16 protein-coding genes are annotated in these 11,010 nt (G+C 39.7%); all 16 read right to left on the minus strand.

Annotated features, from left to right (window positions below; translation table 11 throughout):
* A partial coding sequence (locus tag BM146_RS18155) for a hypothetical protein (RefSeq protein WP_143087539.1) occupies window positions 1-365 on the minus strand: 365 nt, incomplete at its 3' end.
* 177 nt (window positions 366-542) lie between these two features.
* Complete coding sequence (locus tag BM146_RS20230; protein ID WP_278308530.1) at window positions 543-671, minus strand: hypothetical protein; 129 nt, start codon at window positions 669-671, stop codon at window positions 543-545.
* Window positions 672-1,208: 537 nt separating this feature from the next.
* On the minus strand, window positions 1,209-1,808 hold the full coding sequence (locus BM146_RS18160; RefSeq protein ID WP_074892010.1) for a hypothetical protein: 600 nt from the start codon (window positions 1,806-1,808) through the stop codon (window positions 1,209-1,211).
* Window positions 1,809-1,846: 38 nt separating this feature from the next.
* Window positions 1,847-2,014 carry a hypothetical protein gene (locus BM146_RS19725; RefSeq protein WP_177201740.1) on the minus strand — a complete coding sequence of 56 codons (168 nt, stop codon included), beginning with the start codon at window positions 2,012-2,014 and terminating at the stop codon, window positions 1,847-1,849.
* Between the two features lie 21 nt (window positions 2,015-2,035).
* Entirely contained in the window at window positions 2,036-3,070 is a 1,035-nt protein-coding gene (locus tag BM146_RS18165; RefSeq protein ID WP_177201741.1) for a M56 family metallopeptidase, read from the minus strand.
* A 280-nt stretch (window positions 3,071-3,350) separates the two neighbouring features.
* Window positions 3,351-3,743 (minus strand): BlaI/MecI/CopY family transcriptional regulator, encoded by a 393-nt coding sequence (locus BM146_RS18170; protein WP_074892014.1) that lies wholly within the window; start codon window positions 3,741-3,743, stop codon window positions 3,351-3,353.
* 512 nt (window positions 3,744-4,255) lie between these two features.
* Window positions 4,256-5,569 carry a serpin family protein gene (locus tag BM146_RS18180; protein WP_074892016.1) on the minus strand — a complete coding sequence of 438 codons (1,314 nt, stop codon included), beginning with the start codon at window positions 5,567-5,569 and terminating at the stop codon, window positions 4,256-4,258.
* Window positions 5,570-5,586: 17 nt separating this feature from the next.
* Window positions 5,587-6,228, minus strand: a complete 642-nt coding sequence (locus tag BM146_RS18185; RefSeq protein WP_074892018.1) for a hypothetical protein — start codon at window positions 6,226-6,228, stop codon at window positions 5,587-5,589.
* Entirely contained in the window at window positions 6,225-6,731 is a 507-nt protein-coding gene (locus BM146_RS18190) for an RNA polymerase sigma factor (protein WP_074892020.1), read from the minus strand. The genes BM146_RS18185 and BM146_RS18190 overlap by 4 nt, the downstream gene beginning before the upstream one ends.
* A 123-nt stretch (window positions 6,732-6,854) precedes the next feature.
* Window positions 6,855-6,980, minus strand: coding sequence for a hypothetical protein (locus BM146_RS20235; protein WP_278308531.1), 126 nt, complete (start codon window positions 6,978-6,980; stop codon window positions 6,855-6,857).
* A gap of 253 nt (window positions 6,981-7,233) precedes the next feature.
* Window positions 7,234-7,380 carry a hypothetical protein gene (locus BM146_RS19905; protein WP_207649945.1) on the minus strand — a complete coding sequence of 49 codons (147 nt, stop codon included), beginning with the start codon at window positions 7,378-7,380 and terminating at the stop codon, window positions 7,234-7,236.
* Between the two features lie 130 nt (window positions 7,381-7,510).
* On the minus strand, window positions 7,511-7,768 hold the full coding sequence (locus BM146_RS18195; RefSeq protein ID WP_177201742.1) for a hypothetical protein: 258 nt from the start codon (window positions 7,766-7,768) through the stop codon (window positions 7,511-7,513).
* Between the two features lie 43 nt (window positions 7,769-7,811).
* Window positions 7,812-8,543, minus strand: coding sequence for a hypothetical protein (locus BM146_RS18200; protein ID WP_083413650.1), 732 nt, complete (start codon window positions 8,541-8,543; stop codon window positions 7,812-7,814).
* Window positions 8,544-8,879: 336 nt separating this feature from the next.
* Entirely contained in the window at window positions 8,880-9,749 is an 870-nt protein-coding gene (locus BM146_RS18205) for an IS1096 element passenger TnpR family protein (RefSeq protein ID WP_074892024.1), read from the minus strand.
* A gap of 223 nt (window positions 9,750-9,972) precedes the next feature.
* The gene (locus BM146_RS18210; RefSeq protein WP_074892026.1) at window positions 9,973-10,608 is read right to left on the minus strand and encodes a class I SAM-dependent methyltransferase; all 636 of its coding nucleotides are present in this window, start codon (window positions 10,606-10,608) and stop codon (window positions 9,973-9,975) included.
* A gap of 32 nt (window positions 10,609-10,640) precedes the next feature.
* A partial coding sequence (locus BM146_RS19730; RefSeq protein WP_177201743.1) for a hypothetical protein occupies window positions 10,641-11,010 on the minus strand: 370 nt, incomplete at its 5' end.

An 11,010-nucleotide genomic window follows, 5' to 3' on the forward strand; every position in this document is an offset into this window, starting at 1 on the left:
TCTTTGTGCTCTTTGCTGTCCGGATCAATACCATATTCTTCCTGGAGCTCTTTTAGCTTGGCATCATTTTCTCTTGTATCAGCACTCTTCTCATTGATCTCATCCTGCAGGCGCTTTATCTCATCTTTTATTCCCTGCATCTGGGCATCCAGTTTCTTTTCTCCGCCAAAAGCATCGGACACGACTTTAAGAGCCTGCTTTTTTGCAAGGCCCTGTCGTTGAGCTATCAGGCTATCTCCCGTGAGATTTGCACCTGATATCGCCCCTCTGTTTTTGTTATTAGTATGTGATTTAGACGCAGAATTTACGCCGGTCTGATCCTGAATAAAGCTATTCTGCACATCCATGTTCTGCTGTATCTTCATGAAACACCTCCCTGTGTTGTCAAAAAAAGAGCATAGTTACAGCTTTCACTTTTTATATCGGTTCTTAGAGTGTCAACCCTGATAGTGCTTCGCTTTAAAAAATATAAAAATTTTATTAAATAGTGGTAATCCACAACCACTCATTCATCTATGTAACACTTATACGGTATAGCAGAATCATTGTTGAGCATTCTCCACTATTCTCTGTAATTCCTCATACTGTTCCTTGGTCAGAGCAAATCGGTTGCATTTGATAGGGCTTGGATCAAACAGATCCTTGATATAATCAATAATCGCTTGAATCATATAAGCCTCCCTTCCGGAGCCTTAAATTGCCTGCTCCTTTGAGCTGTAATAATCCTCAAACAGCTTATTGGCTGCATTCATGGTCTCTTTACAGATTGATGGAAGTTCTCTGTTCTTCCTTCTTTTCCTGTACAGACTGGGTACTTTTTACAGGATTGTTGTAATACCCATAATTTCCATAATTACTGCTAATACTCATACTCATTTTTAACCTCCTTGTCATCAAACTTTCACATCAACAGTCACTGAACCGGTACTTGCCGTCTTTACTTATCTGCTTCATCGCAGAACTGGCAGATAAGAGAGACTTCGTCATTACATTTGAAATAGCCATCTGCGCCTCCTTTGCTACTCGCGATTAAATCGCTCGTATCAATTCGGGGCGACATTTTAAGTTTGCCAAGGCAAAAGGTCGCCCTCACTCATGTTTCATTTTCTTACGAAATACGCAGCAAATGCGTATTTCTACCTTGACATATTTCCATTTGTATTCTATTAACATTTGTTAATCATTAAGATAAAAAATAATGCATATATTCACACTTCAATATCCATCGATCCACCGATATCCGGTTGCTGTACTTCCTGAGTTGTCATTACTGGCATATCCATTCCTCCGCCAAGTGAAAGTGATACTCCGCTATCGTAAGCGCCTGTAAAATTTGCCTTTCCTGCATTCTCTTTTTCTGACTGTAACCGGTCAAATAATGCTTTCAGGTACTTGAGATCCGCCTTTAATATATCCCTTGCTTCATCTGATCTATGTTTAACTTTTAGCTGTTCCAAATCTTCCGATGTCATAGAGCCCGATAGAGCCTGCGCCATCTCATCCAGCTCCTCATCAAGCTCTACCGTTTCTTCGGCCACATCGCCATTCTTAAGCTGCTTTTTTAAAAGACCTATCTTAGCCCTGATACTATTGGATACCTGCATGGCCTTGGTAGATGTTTTTGCCTGCAGGACCTGAGATGATACCTGCTTGAAGCTGTAAAGTGCTGTTTTCTTTTTCTTTCCGCTTGAAGATGTTTTTCTTGGCCGTGATATAGAGATAGTACCTACATGATTGTCATTCATATCATAAAGCCTTTTGACATTTCGTTCGGTATTGCCTCTTATCTCAGTTTCCCAACCGATCATATACCCACCACCTTTCAAATCCCTTTGTTTGATGGTTTTTATGCCCTTACATCAAAGCTTCCTGTTTCGATGCCTGAGCTATTTCCAGACAACTTCTTTGTGAATTGGTGCACCAGATCTTCCAGATTGTCACCCTTACCTGCTTTACCTGTATTGTTCTGATATCCAGCACTTATGCCGGCATAATCACCAATCCGCATTGACATGAAAACCTCCCTTCTAGCGGCCTATAACCACATGATTATCCTGTTCCAGAAATCAATTCCGCTGTATTTCTCCGTCTTAATGACTCCATCATTATCTGCTATAGTCTGTGCATTAACCCATCCAATGTCACTCCCACCGCCCATTCCCGGGAACTTGTAATAACCTCCTACTGAAAAGTAAATATCTTTTTCCTCATTTACGATCTCAGGACACTGGTGCTTAAGCTCTGCACAATCGATGTAGATAAACTCATCATCATAAGTGACAATGGATTCGTCACGATCATATGCAAGTATTTCCATCTTTTCCTCGCTGAAAATTCCGGTAAGGTTCATAGGATTATATCTGGCATAGGAAATAGTCTTTATCCCAATTATCATCGATAGCACAAGCACTATAGACAGCAGCGTTCCCATCACGATTACACTACGATTATATTTCCTGTGCTGCATTATTCTTCCTAATCTCTTCTGGAGTACCTTATAGTTATCGTCCCAGGAAAAAGACAACCCGCTTCCGGCTCCAGAAATTCCTCTTATTCCAGATAGTCGTTTAGCATTATCCAAAAGGATCTCGCCATATTGAATCGCTCCTATATCATTCCGCTGCATCGTTACGGCATCACAGACATCTTCAAGATCTCTTTTTAAATATCTTTCACCGATATGCAGAAGAACATTGGGCCACAGCAGCACACGAATTATCTCCCATAGCAGTTGAATCCACAGATGCCCCAGCATTATGTGTGTTTCTTCATGTTTTACTATTGTCTGGAGCTGAGCATTCTCTAATCTGCTTGGAATAACAATGACTGGCTTCATACACCCTGTGCAGAAAGATGAAACGTCTCCATCAATAATCTTTACCTTAAATCTTGAAATATTCTCCTTATAGTCATCAAGGTCCCGTACTAATCTATGCAGTTTTCTTCTACGAAGTATGAGCCAGACTCCAAGGGAGATCCCAACAAGCATATACATAAGGCTGATGATCTGCCACCTGCCACAGATTGCATACCACCAGTAAAAGAGTTTTACGCCCAACTTCGATTCCACGTAAAAGTGCAGTTTCCCACAAAACAAACAAGGAATCATCAAGGCCCATAAAGCAGCTTTTCCAAATATGGATTTGGAAAGCAAAGTGCTTCTGAGCAACATGATAATCCCTATCACAATCACTGACATAAGCGCACAAAAACCAAGTATGGTCGCATAGTATACGCATACAAAACGGAAAAATTCATATAGTTCATGTAAAAACATTTGCAACGACATTCCTTGTCCTCCATGCGCTCATCCGTGAGCATTTATCTGATATTCCTAACAAATTCCCGGTTTACTGTTTCTTAGATTTCTTTATAATAGCCTCAAGCTCTGCAATCTGTTCTTTGGTAAGTTTCTCATTCTCTAAAAAAGCAAATGCAGCTCCGGCAGTATTCCCACCAAAATAGCTGTTGGCAAAAGCCCTGCTCTTCTCACGCCTAAGTTCATCCCTTCCTTTAGTTGCAGTATAGTGATAGACCCTGCTGTCATGTGGATCTACTGTATATGAAAGAAGTCCCTTTTTACAAAGGCGATTGATAAGCACCCTTACCATCCTCTGAGTCATGCTGGATGACTTTGGAAGTCTCTCTGTTATCTCTGACGATGTAAGATCGTGATCACAATTCCACAAAGTCTCCATTATAAGCCATTCACTCTCACTTGGAAGCATCTCTTCTCTTGGCATATGAACCTCCCACTCTTGTAAACTCCCTCCTGCACAAATAAAAAGAGTGTAGGAAATGGCTAAAATACTCCTTGCACTCTTATTATCGGATAACATTAGTTAATTGTTAATAGGTGTTATTAAATTTTTTTCAATTTTTTTATCAAATACGTCTGCATATTTACCGGATATAACTCTGAGCATCTGGGCACAATACTTCTTGATATAGATGGAATCACATCCGATATGGTTTAGAAGCAGATGCTGTTCTACATATTGAAGATGGACGATATGCCCTAATTGAATTTAAGCTTGGAAGCAAGAAAATCGAGGAAGGCGCCTGCCACCTATTAAAAATACAGGAGCTAGTCCGTGAATATAACAAAACTGAAAACCAAGTACCACTCAGAGAACCCGATTTGCTTATTGTAATTACTGGTGGAAACATGGCTTATACAAGAGATGATGGGGTAAAAATTATCCCATTAGCATGCCTTAAAGGCTGAGCTGTCAAAAGCTCAGTCTTCAATAATTTACTCTACAAGCTGTCCATAGAATAGAAGTTCTGGATTCTCCCCATCTGTGAGAATCATGTATTTAAAGGGTTCATCTGCTATAAACTCTTTTACTTCCGGCTCTTCCAAAACACAGCCTTCAGTCATCATGACTGCTGTCGCAGCAGCAGCTTCAATGCCCTTCTCATCTACCTTGATTTTGGTTTTCTGTATTATGTCAGAGATAAAGAGCTGCATCTCATCGCTCATGACAGAGAAGTCTGCATCAGGTGAAAAAGCCTCATCAGCACCTCGTGCCTTGCAGAAGTCAATTAGCTGATTATCTGACAATGTTGTCTCGGATTCAAATTTCGGGAGCTTGACAGCAACCTCCTCATAATTCGCAGTAGCCATCTTTGCTATCACATCATCCACATCACCAAGGATAAATACAGCATTTATTCCACCGTTCATGGGGAGGACAACAAATTTGCCACTCTCATCTTCGTAGTATCTGAAACTGTTCTGCTGGTTCATGAAATCTTTTTTTACTGTCTCCCCGGAAAGTGTCTTGAAATCGCCCTCCTGAGTGGCAGCCTCAAAGAAATCATTGATCCATGATGTGCGGAGATACAGGGTATTTACGAGAACCAGATCCGCATAGGACAAGTCGTTACTGATGGATGGGATAAGGCCATTGGTGTTATCGTTGATCCAGTTATTTACAGTATCTGTAATCTTGTCTTCAGAGACATTTTCAGCTGTTGCACCAAAGGTTTCTTTTACATATTCCATATACTTTTGGGACAGTTCGCCACTGGACTTCGTGTTTCGCCAGATTGAGTTTTCCAGGTCAAAAGCACCATCCGGCTCCTGCGCATCATCTCCATAATAATCCCGGTATTCATTAAATTCATCCCGGGCTGTTTTTAACCATTCATTATAGGAATCTACTGAGGCATTTACGCTTTTGTACCAGGCGGTCAATTCATCCATGGAGTCAAAGCCCATAGCCTTTAAGAGCTCATCTTTGGTTTCACTGTCTGCACCTGAAACTGCAAGTGCCAGAGCAGCCCTAAAAGAGGTTGGTGATATCATGTAGTTCTTATCAGCAAAGCCGTATTTTTCAATAAAATCTATGAGTGAGCTGTTGAAATCCATGTTGATATCCACCTCTGGAATATCGGAAATACTGGTATTTGTTGCAACAGCAGTGTTTTCGTCAGAAATAGATATTCCTTCTTCCTTAGAAGTGGTCTGCGTATTGCCCTGTGTTTCAGTATTGCCACAGCCTGAAATGATTCCGGTAACCACTAGTAGTGACAGTATCGTTGATACTATTCTCTTTTTCATAATGTCCTCCTATGTTATTACTGCTTAAAGAATACTCTCCAGATTCCCTCATTTGGATCGATGCATACAACTATTGCATCCTCATTAAGTACAAAGAACTTTGTCTCTGATGACCAGTCAAAGTTTTGCTGTCCATTTTCTAAAGGTTCGTCATCAGTGTATGATGAAACCTGAAGTAAGCCATCTTCATAAATCTCGCCGATAAACTCTTGGCCTGAATCCTTATAGACTGCCCCTTCGTACATGACCATCGCGGGATAATCGGAATCAACAGCCTCTGTTTCTAATGATTCTTCTGTAGCTATCTCTTTATTATCCTCTGTGACTTCAAGACCGTCTGTTTGTTCAGCTGATTCGGGAGTTCCGGACCTCACCATGGGAGATCCTTCAGTTAATTCTGGAACAGCTTCTTCAGTTTCTTCTGGAACAGCTCCAAGCATAGTGACTTCTCCAGTTTCATTAATAGATTCATATGCTGGAGCCATGCGATTGTATCTGATTACTATTCCGGCTACAACCACAAGCAAAAGACCTGCAGCAGCAAGGTAGTAGCTCCCAAGATGTGCTATTTTGTGATGCTTTGTAACTGCTTTATCAGCGTCGTTTATGTACTTTGGATCAATGCCACCTATGGAATCTAATAAATCATGCTCGTTCATAAATTGAATCCTCCATCTACAAGGTGCTTCTTTAATTTCTCCCTCATCCTGAAAAGACTGGTTTTTACTTTGCTCTTGGGAAGAGAGTATTTTGTGCATATCTCAGTTACAGAATCAAAGTACCAGTACCTTCTGACAAAAATGTTCCGCTGTTCATCAGAGCATGAGTCAAGGAAACTGTTTATGCACTCAATAAGTTCTTTTGCATCATATTCCTGTGATGCATCAGCACTTCCCGGGATACATTCCTGCATCTCGTCAGTAAGCTCACAGTACAGTGCAGACCGCTTTTGTCTACTCTCATGACGGAGCCTGTCTATGGCAAGACTACGGACAATCTTTCCAACAAAGGGAAAAAGATAAGTCCTTGGTTCGTTAGGTGGTATCAGGTTCCAAGTCTGAAGGTATGCATCATTTTCGCATTCCTCTGACGTTTCTGTGTCTGACAGCACATTTTGGGCTATTCTTTTAAGTTTAGTCCCGTATTTCTGTGATGTATGCATTCTTGAATCAACAACTCAAGAATGCATCAACCAAGCCAATTTAAATCGACTTCGTCGATGAGGCTTGGTTGACTCTTCATTCATATTCTCACGAAATCCGCAGTATATGCGGATTTCTGGAATTTAGTTCAAGATGTCATACTTTATCGCTGATTCATCTCTTGATAAGTAGAGCTCTACAATCTGTGAGTCATCCATGAAGATGATCCTCTCTTTCTTTTTTAAGGCCTTCACTCTATATAGCGTCATTAATGATAGCATGGTTACATTTTTTGAAAAAATATTTTTCATGTGATATGTTTCTGCCGACTGGATCGTATTATAGTTAGAAGGCCTTCTAAAAAATACAGAAAGAGAGTTATGTCATGGAGGAAAAAGAAGCAAGGCGGATATTGGAAACATATGCTGCCCCTATAATAATCAATACGTCCTTTATTGTACGTAAAAAGAGCCCCAAGTACAACGCTTGAAGCTCTCTATAAATTCAGTTGAAGTACCTTGTTTACATTTCCAGATCTTTTAGCTTTACTCTTATGCCAATATCCAGATGCTGCGGATAAGCATCCTTATACTTGTATATACTAAGTATTATTCCTAAAAAGATATATGCCAGAACTATATAACTGCCACCAACCGAGAAGAAGGGCATAAACGAATTATATCGATGTACGATACATGTCAATCATATTATTACTTTTATACAAAAATTGCTCCTGCAATAACAGCAGAAGCAATTAACTATTCTTTCAAAAATCCTTTTTCTCGTTCAACAATGATTCTTAAGAAGTCTTCAGCCAATCCATAGAACAAAGGTAGTCATAAAAAGTCTGATATTCCGGAACTTCCCACTTGCCTTCTACATATGCAAGCAGATCTGTATCAGCTCTGTAATTTTCGATTGCACATTTGCCATACGAGTATAAGTGGTCACAATCTTTTCCCAACCAGAAATTCCCAGACTCCACATCATAAACCATAGTTTGATATTTCTTATCTGTCCCTGGAAACAGTTCTTCTTCACATAGCTGAAAGGTCATCAATACCAATAATAAGCCGATCGCACAACGTATTCTTATTCCCTTATGTATCTTCTTCAAAAACATATAAAATATCCTCATCAGCATCATAGATAGCTACTGTGCAGTTTATTGAATGTCTGTTCCACAATTCAGACTCATCATATGGATTTTGGGCCTGCGAATGACGATCATAGAAGAAATAATAGCCGTTTGTAACCTCTGGAATAGCCTCTGCGCACTCATTACCAATGGTATTTCTTATCAGATTGAAAACATTTTCTGAAAGCGGCAGTTCTTTCCATAATTCTGACTCTTCCATTTCAGGCTGCATAGAACTATCGGTGTAATGATAAACATGAAGACTGCTACCATCCCCATGAAAACCGCCATGCGTGTCCATAGCATTCAACGGATCGCCCCAAATCACATTTATCCCACCTTTGTCATATAGCCACAATAGCGTAGGATCAGAAGCTGATGCACTGCCATCATAAAGTAAGTATGAAGTAGCAAGAGATATGCAAATTATACCTGGCAAAAAGAACAGAAGCCTTGCAGGAAACTTTATCTTTTCTTTCCACACAAAAATGAACGCAAGAAAATTTGCCACAATGAGCGGAATAGTTCCTACCAGCAATGTTATCCCTGCACCTTCCCATCGGTACATCGGAAGCATCGCATCTGGATTTGGAATTGATGTGTCATGCATAATATATGGCACTGCATAATAAATCAGGCAAATCAGTCCTATAAAATTTAATGCGGTTATTATGGCTATTCCAACCTTTTTCATACAATAACTCTCCCACCATTTTCCCCATCTATAAACGTACAACAGTGCATAGCTCTATCAGCCATACACTGTAATATTATTACACACTGGGCAGTTCACCCAGCGTTCTCCCTCCATGGATATCTTCAAAGTCTTTTCGATGATGACTTTATACAGCTATTTCATATTTTTCTTTCCTCACTTGCTTATAGTCTTTTTGTATGCAGAACGACCAACGAGAAATCCTGCCAGTCCAAACAATGATGATATTGCTAGCAATATCGCTGTTACAATCCATTCTCTTTTAGTATCATTTTTCATATTCATTAGCCTCTGTTTCAAATCAAGTAGCCGTTTTTAATACAGGAAGAAATCATCATCATCATCGTCATTAAATCTGCGACACTCTTCCTGCCAGTCTGCCATCTCTTCCTTGAAAAGAGTACACAGTTCCTTATATTTTTCTTTGCTTATCTCCCCATGATCTGCCATGCACTTGTAAAACTTCTTTATGCTGGCACCGGTAGTCTTAAGATTATTAGGTGTTGACCACATACACTTGTGGGTATAATAGTATCCAAAAAAATCACGAAGGATAAAAGACTCTGCTCCTGCTTTCATGTCTGTGTATTCCTCATCTGTAAATGGCAGATAATCCGTCAGATAAAAATCAACGTTATCCATATGATTCTGTATGGTCTTAGTAGAAACCCCTGAGGCCTTCAGGTCTTTTAAAAACATATCCAGATACTTTTTGTTCTCTTTTCTGGCTTCAATGGCTTCATCAGGTTCTTCATCATAATCATAATCATCATCGTCGTCCCAGTCATCATAATCCGGGTACTGCTCAACACTGCCCTTTTCTTCTGTCACATGGGCGATAACACGGGTCTTTTCATCATGTATATCCTGCACCTGAATCTCAAATACCCAGTCATCTCCAAAATCGTAATGCAGGATAAACTTCTGTTCCTTTTGAAGTCCCAGCTTATCAAGCTTTGTATCAGTCGATGGCTGTCCTTTATATTCCGGATAACAGGAATAATTGTCATCCGAGTATAGTTTTCCAGTCATACTAAATTCATACATATGCTCATGGATAAAATCAAAAGCTGCAAGAATCACCTCACATAGTCTGTCCAGGGTATCATTCCCCGATATCTCTATCACCCTGTATGTTTTTCTTGACTGTCCCTGCGGATAAACTTTCAAAGTATATTGTTTCATATTGTTTTAAACTCCCCTTACTCTATTTCTAAATAGGCGTTTGCGAAACGCCAAAAGCCGCATAAGTACGGCATTTTTATTGCTACAAAAATGAATAACTCCTCACCAAGTATGGTAAAATAGAATTGTCCAGAAACCACCTACCAACACTTAAGAAATGAGTTATTCTGATATATATGATACCATACAAACAGGTCTTTCTTTTCTGCTTTGCGAATCATATTTAAATCTGCCTCGCTTCACTATTTTTTATGGTAATGATTCCTGAACAATAAGATTTTTGCTCAAACTGAGTTTGTGGAAATGACTTTTTAATTTCATCTATTACAAAATATATTTCGTCCTCATCCCACTCATCTCCCGCCTCTGACTTACAGTTTTCAAGTTCAACTCTAGTCTTGAAGGCAACATCACCGATAAGCAATTTTCCATCTTCATTTAATTGAGACAGTAACCCTGTAAAAAAGGAAACCTTCTGCTCATCTGTTAGATGATGCAGAGAATATGTACCAATGATGTAATCAAACTTGCAATTACTTAGTTCAGGAACCAGCCCTTTTGAGAAATCACCCTGATATAAACTTGCATCTGGCATTTTTTCTTTTGCCAGCTCAATCATTCTCTGCGAGAAGTCCTGACCATACACTTCACAACCATTTTCATATAGTTTTGTTGTAAGTGTTCCTGTACCGAATCCAATATCTAAAACCTTGGCATTTTCCTTAGTCATAACTTCTTTAAAAATACCGCCTAAAACTTCCTTATATCCTGCAAAGGGATAGCTATTTTCTTCCTCTGACAGTCCTACAGCAGCATCGTATCCATCTGCCCATAAATCAAATCCTTTGTTGTCTAACATGATGTCTCCTTTTTAACAGTTATTTAACCCTCTCAAACAAAATGACTTCTATCCTGAATATCCACATCCAGGCCCTCATCATATAGCAGCTTCTCTATATGCGTAGCTGCATAGTCACCAATTCCAAATACTTGCCACTCCCATCTCTTTTGACGGGCAAGAAGAACAAGCAGCCCCACGTTATCAATTCCCATATTCAAAAGACATTTGATATTCTCAGAACCAAGGCCTTTAATACTGCCAAGTTCGTCATACACCCGCTTCGACTGCTCATATTTTCCCAAAGTTTCAAATGCTACAGAAAGTCCAACCACTGCTTTCTTATGATTCTTCACAGTTGCCTCATATCCATCTTTGATCCACTGGAAACTAAGATCTCTTTTTAGCCTACGTATTGCAAGG

Origin of the sequence: Butyrivibrio proteoclasticus, from assembly GCF_900115735.1 — a bacterium.
Classification (GTDB): domain Bacteria; phylum Bacillota; class Clostridia; order Lachnospirales; family Lachnospiraceae; genus Butyrivibrio; species Butyrivibrio proteoclasticus_B.